The sequence below is a fragment of the Paenibacillus protaetiae genome (assembly GCF_004135365.1).
In the GTDB taxonomy this organism is placed as follows: domain Bacteria; phylum Bacillota; class Bacilli; order Paenibacillales; family Paenibacillaceae; genus Paenibacillus_AP; species Paenibacillus_AP protaetiae.
This window is the reverse complement of record NZ_CP035492.1, coordinates 996,119-1,010,014: the sequence shown is the minus strand read 5'-3', so window position 1 is coordinate 1,010,014 and position 13,896 is coordinate 996,119. Positions and strand designations below refer to the sequence as shown.

The 13,896-nt window shown below is 49.3% G+C and carries 12 protein-coding genes; 6 read left to right on the top strand and 6 right to left on the bottom strand.

From position 1 onward, the window contains the following. Window positions 1-33: 33 nt before the first annotated feature. Window positions 34-1,092 carry a M42 family metallopeptidase gene (locus tag ET464_RS04480; RefSeq protein ID WP_129438598.1) on the bottom strand — a complete coding sequence of 353 codons (1,059 nt, stop codon included), beginning with the start codon at window positions 1,090-1,092 and terminating at the stop codon, window positions 34-36. A 221-nt stretch (window positions 1,093-1,313) separates the two neighbouring features. Between ET464_RS04480 and ET464_RS04475 the strand changes: the two genes are divergently transcribed. From ET464_RS04475 to gntK, 3 genes are all read left to right on the top strand, one after another. Continuing rightward, window positions 1,314-1,997: a GntR family transcriptional regulator gene (locus tag ET464_RS04475; protein ID WP_244226662.1), complete on the top strand. Its 684-nt coding sequence runs from the start codon at window positions 1,314-1,316 to the stop codon at window positions 1,995-1,997. An 84-nt stretch (window positions 1,998-2,081) separates the two neighbouring features. Then, a complete protein-coding gene (locus tag ET464_RS04470; protein ID WP_129438596.1) occupies window positions 2,082-3,443 on the top strand; it encodes a GntP family permease in 1,362 nt (453 codons plus the stop codon). 25 nt (window positions 3,444-3,468) lie between these two features. Beyond that, window positions 3,469-5,019, top strand: a complete 1,551-nt coding sequence (gene gntK, locus ET464_RS04465; RefSeq protein WP_129438594.1) for a gluconokinase — start codon at window positions 3,469-3,471, stop codon at window positions 5,017-5,019. Between the two features lie 58 nt (window positions 5,020-5,077). Here the strand turns inward: gntK and ET464_RS04460 are convergent, their stop codons facing one another. The 4 genes from ET464_RS04460 to ET464_RS04445 all read right to left on the bottom strand — a co-directional run bounded on the left by ET464_RS04460 (window position 5,078) and on the right by ET464_RS04445 (window position 9,479). Next, complete coding sequence (locus tag ET464_RS04460) at window positions 5,078-5,575, bottom strand: cysteine hydrolase family protein (protein ID WP_129438592.1); 498 nt, start codon at window positions 5,573-5,575, stop codon at window positions 5,078-5,080. A gap of 235 nt (window positions 5,576-5,810) precedes the next feature. Beyond that, on the bottom strand, window positions 5,811-6,743 hold the full coding sequence (locus tag ET464_RS04455) for a tyrosine-type recombinase/integrase (RefSeq protein ID WP_244226661.1): 933 nt from the start codon (window positions 6,741-6,743) through the stop codon (window positions 5,811-5,813). Between the two features lie 29 nt (window positions 6,744-6,772). Further along, complete coding sequence (locus ET464_RS04450) at window positions 6,773-8,029, bottom strand: MFS transporter (protein ID WP_244226660.1); 1,257 nt, start codon at window positions 8,027-8,029, stop codon at window positions 6,773-6,775. 517 nt (window positions 8,030-8,546) lie between these two features. After that, window positions 8,547-9,479: a manganese-dependent inorganic pyrophosphatase gene (locus ET464_RS04445; protein ID WP_129438590.1), complete on the bottom strand. Its 933-nt coding sequence runs from the start codon at window positions 9,477-9,479 to the stop codon at window positions 8,547-8,549. Window positions 9,480-9,750: 271 nt separating this feature from the next. On the opposite strand from ET464_RS04445, the gene ET464_RS04440 reads away from it, so the two are divergent. Next, entirely contained in the window at window positions 9,751-11,655 is a 1,905-nt protein-coding gene (locus ET464_RS04440) for an LTA synthase family protein (protein ID WP_129438588.1), read from the top strand. A gap of 192 nt (window positions 11,656-11,847) precedes the next feature. Here ET464_RS04440 and ET464_RS04435 read toward each other — a convergent pair whose 3' ends face one another. After that, window positions 11,848-12,597, bottom strand: a complete 750-nt coding sequence (locus ET464_RS04435; RefSeq protein WP_129438586.1) for an SDR family NAD(P)-dependent oxidoreductase — start codon at window positions 12,595-12,597, stop codon at window positions 11,848-11,850. A gap of 168 nt (window positions 12,598-12,765) precedes the next feature. Between ET464_RS04435 and ET464_RS04430 the strand changes: the two genes are divergently transcribed. Together ET464_RS04430 and ET464_RS04425 are read left to right on the top strand one after the other, a co-directional pair. Next, window positions 12,766-13,527: a YheC/YheD family protein gene (locus ET464_RS04430; RefSeq protein WP_129438584.1), complete on the top strand. Its 762-nt coding sequence runs from the start codon at window positions 12,766-12,768 to the stop codon at window positions 13,525-13,527. Window positions 13,528-13,556: 29 nt separating this feature from the next. Continuing rightward, complete coding sequence (locus tag ET464_RS04425; RefSeq protein WP_129438582.1) at window positions 13,557-13,895, top strand: L,D-transpeptidase; 339 nt, start codon at window positions 13,557-13,559, stop codon at window positions 13,893-13,895. Window position 13,896: the final 1 nt, after the last annotated feature.

Here is a 13,896-nt window from a genome sequence, read left to right as displayed (position 1 = left end):
TCTCCTGAAATGCTTTCATGAACCGAATTGCGCTTACGCCGTCGGCTCCATGATATAAGCAAGCAGCAAAGCGGCTGTATTTACAATCGCGTCCGCGTGCGTCCGTTCCATGCCATGCGAAGCATGAACGCCGGGACCGATCAGCGCCGCACGGATATTGCTTCCGCCGCGCAGCGCAGCCGATGCGTCCGATCCGTATTGGGGGTAAATATCTACAGCATGCGGCAGCTGCTCTCTTTCGGCCAGTTCAATCAGCTTGGACGTCATGCCATAATCGTAAGGGCCGGACGAATCTTTGGCGCAGATGGACACATCCTTCTCCGTCGCCGATAAATCATCGCCTAAAGCCCCCATATCAACCGCAATCATTTCGGTAATGTCCGGCGGGATATAGGCCGTCCCGTGGCCAACCTCTTCATAAGTAGACAAAATGATTTTGATCGTTCTGGCAGGCGTTTTTCCTTCGCGTTTCAGCCATTCGAGCAGCCCAAAAAGCGCCGCAACACTCGCCTTATCGTCCAGATGGCGCGATTTGACCCAGCCATTCGGCAAGATCCGGGCGCGCGCATCCCAGGATACAAAATCGCCTACACGAATGCCAAGCTGTTCGGTTTCGGCTTTAGATGAAGTGTTTTCGTCGATCCGGATTTCCATATTGGCTTCTTCCCGCTTCCAGTCACGCGCGTCAGGGTATACATGGACCGACGGCTTTGTCGACAAGACGGTGCCTTCGTATTCCCGTCCGTCTCTCGTATGGATGCGGCAATATTCCCCTTCTATGGTTTGCATGGCGTATCCGCCAACCGGTGTAATGCGCAGCATGCCGCTGGATTTGATGGAACGGACCATGGCGCCCAGCGTATCGACATGCCCGGATAAGGCAAGCACATCATTTTGGTTATTTCCGGGAATGGTAATGATGCCGTTCCCTTTAGGGGTTATTTCCATTTCGTAACCAAGCTTTGCCGCTTCTTCAGCAGCAAGCTTCATAATATTCATGCAATAGCCGGTTGGGCTTGGCGTATTCAGCAGCAATTCTAGCAACTGCAGTATGTAATCGCGGTTCATGGACGGTTGCAAAGCTTCTTTCATGTTCATACATCTCCATTTCTTCTTAATACAATCATTATACACGCTGTCAAGCCCTGTTGTCCTCTTGCAGCCGCTGTACGGATTTGGAAGCTAACAAAAAGTGATTTACATTCATTACGGATACTATTATGATAAAACGTATAAGTTGTATACAAGTATACATGTATTTTGATATGTAAAAACATAAGCGACTGGGGTTTTCAGAATAGGAGGAAATTGGGATGACGATGATAAAGCAATACCCCTCTTCTTGGCTGACCGGCGCTTCTCTTGGCGAAGCAGTATCCAGTGAGCTCCGGTTTCAAATCTTGCGGGGAACGCTGCCCCATGGGGAAGTTTTATCGGAAAACCGCATTGCTTCCGATTTCGGCATTAGCCGTTCTCCCGTCAGAGAAGCGCTGCGTACGCTTGCAGGCGAAGGATTGCTGGAGCTTGAAAGGATGGGCGCCGTTGTACGGGGAATGGATGCCCGGGATATTCAGGAACTGTATGACGTCCGTTACCTCATTGAAAGCTTCGTGCAGGTGCAGCTTGCCGGCAAATCAAACAGCGAGCTGTTTGTCCGGCTAAAGCATGTCATCGACCGCATGGAGCTCGCGGCACAGCACATGGACAGTGAAGAGTTTACGCTGCAGGACTTGAATTTCCATGAGGCGATCATTTCAGAACTGAAGCATAACCGCATTATGCATTTATGGAAAAGCATCCGCCAGCTCGTGTTGACCGTTATGCTGATTACTACCGAGAACGTTTTCAATCAAGGCACCGAGCGTATTGTCCAGGTTATTGACAAGCACCGCAGGCTGCTCGAAAACCTGGAAAGCGGCGATGAGTCAGCTATTGAAGAATCTGTGCGGGTTTATTTTGCCGATTCCCGAAGCACGCTCCACCGCAGTATCCGGTAATACCGATTACAACCAAGGTCTTTTGTTTAAATATCAACATGCCGTATTACAACTACAGATTACATGACATGGAGGCAGATCTACATGAGTACGTTTCTTGGAATGAGCCACGACGCTACGCTGCTGGTATGGACCGCAGTTGCGATCGTATTTCTAATCGTGTTCATTTCCACCCTCAAATGGCATCCGTTCGTTACGCTGCTTATCGCTGCATTGTTCCTTGGCCTTATGGCGGGCATGAAAGCGCTTGACGTCGTGAATTCCATTACGAAAGGGCTTGGCGGTACGCTTGGCACCATTGCAATTGTTATTGGCCTAGGCACCATGCTTGGCAAAATGATGGCCGAATCCGGCGGTGCCGAACAGATCGCTACAACGCTGATCGACAAGTTTGGCGAGAAGCGCGTCCACTGGGCGATGGTGCTTGTCGGCTTTTTGGTCGGCATTCCGGTCTTTTTTGAAGTCGGAGTTATTTTGCTCCTTCCGATATTGTTTACGGTAGCGCGCAAAACTAAAATGTCGCTGCTTCAAATCGGGATTCCGATGCTTGCCGGCTTATCCATTGTACACGGGCTTGTTCCTCCCCATCCGGCGCCGATGATTGCCATCGACGCTTACCAGGCGAATCTCGGCCGCACGATTTTGTATGCGCTGATTGTAGCGATTCCGACCGCCATTATTTCCGGACCGCTGTTCGGCAAATGGATCGGCAACCGGATTAAGGCTACACCCGCACCCAATTTGACAGAGCAGTTCTCGCTGAAAGAAGACCGCAAGCTTCCGGGCTTCTGGATTACGCTGCTCACCATCCTGATGCCGGTCCTATTGATGCTGATCGGCGCTATCGCAAGCATTATCGACACGGATGCTTCGCAGCCGTTTACCGTCTTCTGCGAGTTTATCGGCAACGAAATTATCGCGCTGCTGATCTCGGTTGTGTTCTCCTTCTTTTCCCTTGGATTTGCTCGCGGCTTCAAGAAGGAAGACATTAACCGGTTCGCGACAGAAAGCTTGCCGCCAATTGCCGGCATTGTGCTCATTATCGGCGGCGGCGGCGCGTTCAAGCAGGTGCTGATCGACAGCGGCGTCGGCAATGCCATCGCTACGATTGCAACGAATGCCAACGTCAACCTGATTCTGTTTGCATGGCTGGTTGCCGCCCTGATCCGTGTTGCTACCGGCTCGGCTACGGTCGCTATGACAACAGCGGCAGGTATCGTAGCACCTGTACTCGCGCTTTCGCCAGGTGCAAATATTGAACTTGTTGTTCTGGCAACCGGCGCAGGTTCGCTTATTTTATCGCATGTCAATGATGCTGGCTTCTGGATGGTCAAAGAGTTCTTTAATATGTCCGTCCCTCAGACGCTAAAATCTTGGACAGCCATGGAGACGTTATTATCCGTGCTGGGTCTTGTGTTCATTCTCATACTGAGCGCAATCGTTTAAACCAGCCCAAAGGGGAAGATTCGAAATGAGCAATGTAAATTATATGATCGGGGTCGATATGGGGACGACAAGCACCAAAGCGGTCCTGTTTGAGGAGAACGGTACGATCGTTGCGACAGCCAGCGAAGAATATCCGCTTTATACGCCTACCCCGTCTATCGCCGAGCAAGACCCCGATCAGCTGTTCGGGGCGGTTCTGCACACGATAAAATCGCTGATGAGCCAAAGCGGAATCGCGCCCGAGCGAGTGCTGTTTGTATCGTTCAGCTCTGCGATGCACAGCGTTATTCCGGTTGACCGGGCCGGAGTGCCGCTTATGCGCTGCATCACCTGGGCGGACAACCGGAGCGCAGAAATGTCGGAGCTGCTCCGCAAGCAACTTGGCGGGCAAGAGATATACCGCCGGACGGGTACGCCGATCCATCCGATGTCTCCGCTCACAAAGCTGATGTGGATGAAACAGGAGCAGGCTGATTTGTTCAGCCGGACATATAAGTTTATTTCGATGAAGGAATATGTGTTTTACAAGCTGTTTAACCAGTACGTGATTGACTATTCGATTGCCTCGGCTACCGGCATGTTTAACCTGGAGAAGCTGGATTGGGACGAAAAAGCGCTGCAAATCGCCGGCATTACCCCGGACCGCTTGTCCGCTCTTGTCCCAACGACACACCTGATGGAAGGCTTGGATGCCAAATATGCAGCTGACATGGGCTTGTCCCCTTTCACGCCGTTTATTGTCGGCGCCAGTGACGGCGTATTATCCAATCTGGGCGTTGACGCCATCGCACCGGGGGTCGTTGCGGTTACGATCGGTACAAGCGGAGCTATCCGCGCTGTCGTTGACAAGCCCGTTACCGATCCGAAGGGCCGTTACTTCTGCTACGCCTTAACTGACAAGCTGTGGGTGATTGGCGGGGCTGTAAATAACGGCGGGGTTATATTCCGCTGGGCCCGTGATGAATTTGCCGCTGCCGAGACGGAAACGGCAAAACGGATCGGCATGAGCTCTTATGATTTAATGTCCAAGCTGGCCGAACAGGTACAGCCTGGAGCAGAAGGCTTGCTGTTCCACCCTTATTTTACGGGTGAACGGGCGCCGCTTTGGAATCCGAACGCCAGAGGCTCGTTTTTCGGGTTGTCGCTGCATCATAAAAAAGAACATATGATCCGCGCGGTGATGGAAGGCATTATATTTAACTTGTATTCGGTTCTGCTCGCACTCGAAGAGGCAATTGGCCGGCCGAAACAAATTAAAGCGACCGGCGGCTTTGCCCGTTCCCAGCTTTGGCGGCAAATGATGGCGGATATTTTCGACCAAAACGTCGTCGTGCCGGAAAGCTTTGAAAGCTCCTCCCTCGGCGCCGTTGTGCTTGGTCTTTATGCAACCGGCCGCACGGACAACTTGAACATCGTGTCCGGAATGGTTGGTTCTACGCATGAGCATCAGCCAAACAAAGCAAATGCATCCGTCTATCATCAACTGATGGGCATCTATATCAGCCTGGCTAGGAAGCTGGAGGACGAATACGAAAGTATCGCCAAATTCCAAGCGCAGCTGCTGGAGCATAAATAATTAAAAAACGACAGCCGGCGAATGCCGGCTGTCGTTTTTTAATTATTTATTCCGCTGTTCAGCCGATAGCCTCGGCTAAGAAAGGTTTGGCCGAATAAATGACAGGTTGTTCCCGTACCGTATAATGCGGGCGATTGTCCTTCCTGCATATGATTCCATCCTGCAAAATAACGGATTTGAACCCTTGTTCCCTTGCTCCGTTATACGTAAATAAAACGCTGTATTCCGAAGCATATCCCGCAACAATTACAAATTGAACATTGCGCTCTCTCAGCGTAAGCTCCAGTTCCGTATGCCAAAAAGCATTGGAATAAAGCTTGCTGATATGAAGATCGGACTCTTCTGTTTTGACTTCAGCTATCATTTCATAAGAATCGGCCGTTTCCTCCGTCCAATCCTCCACATCACGAATATGAACGACATAATGGCCGTTAGCGCGCAGCGAATCTGCGATTTGATTGATGTACTCCGAAGTTTGAATTAAAGCAGCCCGGTCTATGTCTTCATTGCAGATAAACTTTTTTTGCATATCTACAATTAGCAGCGCAATCCTCATAACAACGATCTCTCCTTCAAATCATAATTCTTACAATGATGGAAGAATGTCATGATGTTGGCTATATACGGCCAGTAAGCACAATCAACGCTGCAATCACCACTCCTGGCGGACAAGCTCTACTATACTAATTTACCACAATATTCCTTTTCAGGTCGATCATTTTAAAATATGTTCAACAAAACTCCATTTTTATAATTATGTTTACATAATTTTGTTTATGTTAATCAAAACCCTAGTCTATGTCCAAATCCGGAATTTTGCCTGCAATATTGCCCATTGCAAGCTTCAGCTGCTTGTTGTCTACATGCGTATAAATTTGAGTTGTTTCGATGCTTGCATGTCCCAACAGTTCCTGCAGCGTCCGTATATCCGTTCCGCTGCGAATTTGCATCGTGGCAAAGGAATGCCGCAGCTTATGGCTGGACAAGCGCTGCCGTGCGAGCTCCGGCTGCTTCTCTTTCAAGCGGGCGAATGTTTCATCCGCAATCGTCTGAATCATCCGGATGGACAACCTTCTTCCAAATTGCGATACAAAAAACGGCTGTTCCCTGCCCTGCTTTGCCGTCATGCGCTGATCAAGCGCGCCAGCAAGCACCTTATGTATCGGCTCGGGCAGCGGGATTACACGCCACTTGCGCCCTTTTCCTAAAATATGTATAGAACCGTCCCGGTGCAAGTCTTCGATATTGAGACGGTGTACTTCTCCAACTCGGAGCCCGGCGTACGACATAAGAAGCAGGATCGCCAGATTGCGGTGCCTGTATTTGCCTTTTACGCAAGACAGCAGCTCTTCCAGCTGCTCCTCCTCCAAATAAACCGGCAGCTTGTTTTTTTGCATCTTGGATTTAGCCGTTAATGCTGCAGGATTATTGCTCACCCTTTCCATCTCGATCAGCGCTTTATAAAAGGCGCGGAGAGCCGACAGCTTCCGGTTCCGGGCTTCATCTCCAGCTCCCCGTTCACGCGCCGCCGAAAGATAACGCATAATATGCATCTTGCCGGTGCGCTCGATCGATTCCGGGTATACCAGTTCCAGATAGCGCTTCGTATCATTCAAATAAGCGCGCTGGGTTTCCGCTGTCATCCCGTTGTTTTTAAGCCATATGCTAAAGATTTCAAGTTCGATTCCGTATTGTTCGGTTAAATCATGTTGTGTTACAGGCAATGGTTAAGCCTCCCATGAATAGGATGCTTCTATTGTAAAGCTTTGCCGGCGCGTTGCACAACCTGTCTGTTTCTCCGATTGCGCGGCGCAGGCTTCGCCCCTGACTGTATGCCGAATAAAACAAGCACAGCCGACAGTAAAGAAGCGCCTGCAAGCGTCCAGAACAATTGTTCGCTCCCGCGTGCAGCCAGCAAAGAAGCAACAGGCGGTCCAAGCGCAACGCCTACAAAGCGCAAGCTGCTGTAGAGCGAAGTGACAGTGCCGCGCTCCTCCTTCTCCACGCCTTCCGTAATAAGCGCATCGAGAGCAGGCAACGCAGCGCCAATGCCGACGCCTGATACGCTTAACAGCGCGATACGGAACACCAGCCCCTGTGCAGTCATCGTAAAGAAAAGCGCAATAGCAGACAATACGAAACCGCCCGTTATCATCCACTTCATCCGGGCTTTGCTTTCACCGATTATTTTACCTGTCAAATAAGACGCTGTGCACAATAAAGCCAATGGAACAGCCAATACAAACCCTTTACCGATCCCTTTCAGATGGAACTGCTCCTCCAGCGTATCCGACAAATAGATAAGAAATGCAAATAACATAAACATCGCAAGGCCGCCGGAAGCAAAAACGACATACAGCCATCTGCCCTGCTTGCGGAACAGCTTGCCTAATGTATGGACGAATTCGTGAAACGGAACCGGCGTCTCTTCCTTGCGCGGCGGCTTTACCTGAACAGCCACTAACAAAATCGAAATCGCGCAAAAGACCGGAATCGACAAAAAAGGCGCATACCAGGACAGCCATGCAATAAGCGAGCCTAAAATCGGGCTGAGCACTTTGCCAAATGTATTAGACGTTTCAATAAGGCCGAGACCGCCGCTGACCTGCTCCTCGCTTTTAAACAAGTCGCCGACCAGCGGAATGACAATCGGCATCGCTCCGGCTGCACCGATACCTTGAACGATCCTTCCGCCGACCAGCAAGCCATACGGGTGTGCCATCAGCATTGATGCGGCGCCGCAGATTGCGCCGCCAACCGCCGTAACAATCAGAGCCGGAATTATAATTTTTTTACGGCCAAACCGGTCGGACAAGTAACCGGCAAGCGGAATGAGAATAATGGCCATAACCGAATAGACGGTTATAAGCAAGCTGCTCTGGAATGAGGTAATGGACAGCTGTTTGCGTATTGCAGGCAACACCGGTATGAGCATTGAATTCCCAAGCGTCATAATAAGCGGAATCGAGCTTAGCGCCCATAATGCTGCTTTGTTATTTTGCTGGCTCAAGCAAGAACCCTCTTTTCGTTTACGGATGGTGAACAACTTTTATAGTATGAGCCTCCGTTTCATGTTCATTCCTCAGGGCAGACCCTCAAATATTGGGGCAAACAGACAAGCCATTGAATGTATTTCTGTTCGTCCCGCACAGATTCGACAGCTTATATCGTAAACTGCGTGAAATATGTATTTCACGCCATTTTTTCGGCGTGTTTTTAGGCTGAAATTGGCGATATAAGTCCCATTTTGGATATTCACTTGTGTAACTGCCCGGTCATTTGACAGGTAATGCGAATAAAACGGAAATAATCGTTGTATGGTTAATTAGAGAGCCGCCGCTTTCCGCCCTTCCGCCTCATCGTGGATTATGAGCAAAGTTTCATTTGCGTCACTTCTCTCTTCGGGCTTAAAATAACACAACAACCGCCCCATCCGAAATGATACGTTTCCGTAGCATCCCAAATGGAGCGGTTGTTGTGTTCCTATATAATAGGAAGCTATTTAATAACGTTAACTGTTAATTATATTAGCGTTTGTTAAAGATTTCAGTCAGTACAGGTACGATTTGCGATTTGCGCGATACAACGCCTTTCAGCGGAGCCGTGTTGTTCTCAAGCTTCACGTTGTATGCCGCTTCTACTGCATCGGCGGCTTTGCCGAGCGCCAGGCCAACGGAATCGTTGTTCAGGATGTCCGTTACGACAAACAGGAACAGATCAAGGCCTTTGTCCGCTACAATTGCGGAAAGGGCATCTTCCAGCTCGGATTGACGGGAGAGCACATCGTTCACGTCAACCGCGTTCACTTGTGCAATTTCCACTTTCGCGCTGCCCATTTGGAATTCTTTGGAGTCGAGCGAAATGAGCTGGCTGATCGTTTTGTCGCTCAAGTCAGCACCGGCTTTCAGCATTTCAAGGCCGTAGGATTCCGCATTAACGCCTGCGATTTCAGCAAGCTCGCGTGCAGCAGCCACGTCCTGCTCCGTGCAGGTAGGCGATTTGAACAGCAGCGAGTCGGAGATGATCGCCGACAGCATCAGGCCGGCAATTTCAGGCGAGATCGCAACGCCGTTTTCCTTGTACAGCTTGTTCAGGATCGTGGCGGTGCAGCCAACCGGCTCAGCGCGGTAATATAAAGGACCGCTTGTCTCAAAATTCGCAATGCGGTGATGGTCGATAACTTCCGCAACGCGAACCTCGCCGATATCGGAAACGCTTTGCTGGCGTTCATTATGGTCCACAAGAATAACTGTTTTCGTTTCGTTCGCAACCGTCTCAACGAGACGAGGCGCCGCCGCTTTAAACGTATCGAGCGCATATTGCGTTTCTCCATTAATAGCACCAAGACGAACCGCTTCAACATTTTGTCCCAGCTTTGTCTTCAGGTCGGCATAGGCGATAGCCGAACAAATGGTGTCCGTATCAGGGTTTTTATGGCCGAAAATAAGTACTTTTTCCATCTTCATGCTCCTTATTTGCAAAATTAGAAGGTTCTATCCGTAATACCGAGAAAAGTATACCTTAATTAGAAAGGTACAATCAATACAATAAAGCGGAAAAGATTCATTTTTCCCATTACATTAATGGGATTATGGTCATTCTTTTCTTATTGCTTTTCTTCTACTCTATGGATTAAAATGTTTCTATTGTGTTTTAGTAGTTTGGAATGCTCGTTTTCAAAACTTTGTACTTTTTTTCACATTAACCGACAGAAAGAAGGCTTCGTAAGCTATGTTTGGCTCAAGACAATCCAAATTCAGTGCAGGCACCATTTTGTTTTTTTCGGTCAGTATGCTGCTGAAATGCTACTTCGCGTGGCACGTATTGTTTGAGGATGGCCCTTCGCTAGAAACAATTATTAGAGAGATTCCGATTATTCTCGTAATCTTCTGTGCTATCGAATGGTTTGCTACCCGCAGAAAGCTGCTTTATTATTTAATCGTCAACTTGGTCATCTCGATCTTGTACCTGTCGCTTATTATGTACTACGAGCATTACGGCATTATCGCGACATTCCATGTCCTTGGCCAGATGGATCAGGCTCATGCCGTGCAAAAGAGCATATTCTCGCTCATTCATCCGGTTTACTTCATTTTGTTCATTGACTTTATCGTTCTTGCTTTTATGTTCATCCGGAAGCAAACGGCGAAAAAATGGCTGCAGGTGTTCAACGCGCCTTCAAGCCGCAAGCTTATCTTGGGCGTGTTCAGCGTTTCGATCATTTTGTGCGCGCTCAACATTTTTCCGAACTCGGCAAGCATGAACGAAACGGTCAAAGCCGAGCAAATGGGCTTGCTCAGCTATGAAGCGTATACCCTGCTCGCTGACAAGCAGCCGGATCCGGTTCCTTTCGATATTATTACGCAGGAAGGCATCGACAAGCTGAAAGGCATTACCGAAACAGCCAACCCGGTTATGTTCGGCGCTGCCAAAGGCAAAAACCTGATTATCGTGCAAATGGAATCATTCCAGGACTTTTTGATCAACTTAAAGGTAGACGGCCAGGAAATTACGCCAAACCTGAACCGCTTGGCTAACGAAGGCTTCCATTTTACGAACTTTTATCAAGCGGCAGGGCAAGGCAACACTTCCGACGCCGAGTACGCTGTAAACACTTCGTTTTATGTGCCGGCGGTAGGAACGGCTTCGCAAGTGTATGCGAACAAAGATTTGCCGAGCATGCCGAAGCTGCTGGAAGCGAACGGCTACGACACGGCTACGTTCCATACGAACGAAGTTCATTTCTGGAACCGCGACGATCTTTATCAGGCGCTTGGCTTTAACCGTTATTACGACAAAAACTTCTTTGGCGAAGACCATTCGCTGTACTTTGGCTCTACCGACGATATTTTGTATGCGAAAACGACCGACGAGCTGCAAAAAATGGATCAATCCGACAAGCCATTTTATGCGCAGCTGATCTCGATGAGCGGCCACCATCCGTTCACGATTCCGGAAGATTGGCAAACCATCAAGCTGCCGGACCGTTATAAAGATACGTATGTAGGCAACTATTTGACGGCGCAAAACTATGCCGACTACTGCTTCGGTCAGCTGATTGACGAATTGAAAGCCAAAGGCTTATGGGATGACAGCCTGCTTGTAGTGTACGGCGATCATCGCGGCATGCCGCTGTTCTCTTTGCAGGATAAAGATATGGATCTCCTGAATGAACTGGGCATGGGCAATTATTCGGATAAAAAAATGCTGAACATTCCGCTGATCATTTCTTCCCCGGGTGTTACCCACCCTGCAGTGATGAAACAGCTTGGCGGACAAACCGATATTTTCCCTACAGTGGCCAACCTGCTGGGCGTATCGATGAAAGATCATATTCATTTCGGGCAGGATTTGCTGAACCAGGATAAATATAATCTTGTGCCAATCAGCTACTACCTCCCTACCGGTTCGTTCTTCAACAACAACGGATGGTTTATTCCGGGGACGAAATACGATGACGGTACTCAATATTCGTACTCCACGGAATTGCCGTCTACCACGCCGGTAACGACCGAAGATGAGTTCAACCGCGTCAATGAGCTGCGCCTGCTGTCACATAGCTATGTAGGCCAGCTGCCGGACCGTACGGAAAACAAAACGCAATCTGCCGTACCGGTTCCGGACGAAAGTAAATAAGTGTACAAAAGCCGTTTCTGATCATCCATCAGAAACGGCTTTTGTATGGCCTTTTGCATCTATGTATCTTCTGCTCCGCTACAAGTTTACATAATATTATTAACGTAAACTTGCGAACTCATCCTACCCAATCATTAGGCAGGTAATCCTGTTAGCTCACGTGAAAGTTTACATAATTATATTGAAGTAAACTTATTCCTCGTAAATCATTTTCCGGGTCATGCCGCCATCCACAACCAAATTAATTCCGGTCACAAAATCATTATCCGGGTTCGTCAAATAGAGGCATGCTCTGGCGATATCCGCCGGAGTCCCCACTCTCCCTGCTGGATGCTGCTCATGATCAGACGGCTTCAGAGCGCTATAATCGCCCGTTTCAATCCAGCCAGGGCTGATTGCATTAACCGTAATGCGGTCCGGCGCAAAAGATACGGCAAGCGCATGGGTCAGCGCCACAATGCCGCCTTTGGTTGCGGCATACGCTTCTGAATGAGGCTCGGACATTAAAGCGCGTGTCGAAGCAATATTAACGATAGCCCCTCCTCCGTTCCGGCGCATTAGGGCAGCTGCTTCCCTTGCGCAAAGAAAAGTGCCCCGCAGGTTCGTATGGATCACCGTATCCCATTCCTCAACCGTCAGCTCATACGGCGATTTCCACTTTCCGATACCCGCGTTATTGAGGAGAACATCTACCCGCCCGAACTTTTCTTTAACGTCATTAAACACTTCGACAATTGCTTCCGGCTGCTTCACATCCAGCACATACCCCGCCGCTAAACCTCCTTGCCGGGCAATCAAAGCCTCCGTCTCCCGAAGCCCCTCCCCATTTATATCGAGCGGGACAACATAAGCGTCCTGTGCAGCGTAGGCGATGGCCAGCTCCCGCCCGATTCCGCCGCCAGCTCCCGTTATGACCACAACTTTGCCTTTGTACACCTTTATCCCCTTCTTTCTTATGAATACATAACCATTTTACCCCAAACGGATGTCCTGCGGATATTTGCACCCATTTTATAGCCCGGTAGACGAGGGTACAAGTCAATGTACAAATAACCACATACAGTAAGGCGAGGTGAAATCTCCATTGCTGAAACTTAACTATAAAAAAACATACGCCAGCCGCAACATACGGGCAAACTGAAGGTCTACCGCTATCTGCAGGCCGACCAGCGGACGAAAGCGTATATCCCCCATACCGCTTTTCTTACCCCATCCCGCCTTCTGCGTATGCTGGCCGATTACGGAGCTGCATATGTCAAACCTAATATTGGTTCACAAGGCATTGGCGTCTGCAAGGTTCAAAAAGACGAAGAAGGGTTCACACTGGATACCACCCGGAAAAAGCGGCAGATCCGCAAACATTTTCGCACGTCCAAAAGCTTGCTTCGATATTTGAAGTCGCTGACGCCTTACCGGATGATTATTCAAGCCCCGATTGACCTCGGCCGCGTTCTTAACAAGCCTTATGACATACGCAGCATGGTACAGCGCAAACCAAAAGGCAAATGGACGTGTACCGGCTTTTTGGTCAAAGTAGGCTCTCCCAACAAAATCGTAACCAATTATCATCAAGGCGGCCGGATCTGGTCTATCGACAAGCTGCTGCGCAAATTGAATATTCCCGAAGAGGAGCGCAGCGGGGAAATTGAGCGGTTAAAGCATGCCTCTTTGAATATCGCGCGCGTGCTCAGCTCCAAACGTTCAGGCATGCAGGAGATGGGGATCGATTTTGCAATTGACCAGAACAAAAAGCTGTGGGTTCTTGAAGTAAACTCCAACCATCCGCAATTTCATCCTTTAAAGCGCATTAATCCCTCGGAATATAAGCGGATGGCTCGTTTTGCCCGGAGCTACGGGCGTTATGACGATTAAACGCTGCCAAGAAGGAGAGGTAGAAGCCTATGCCTGCTTACCGTATTATCGTTGATTTATCCGATCGGATGCTGTATCTGCTGGATGGTAATGTCGTCGTCCGGGGTTATCCCGTAGGAATCGGCAAAATGCTCACTCAGACGCCGCAAGGCGAGTTTACCATTATTAATAAACAGTTAAATCCCGGAGGGCCTTTCGGCGTGTTATGGATGGGGTTGTCGAAGCCGCATTACGGCATTCACGGGACGAATGACCCTTCATCCATCGGTCATGAAGTGTCGCATGGCTGTATTCGGATGTACAATGAAGATGTGGTGGCATTGTCGCGTCTTGTCCCGGTCGGTACACGAGTGACCATAAGACCGTAGC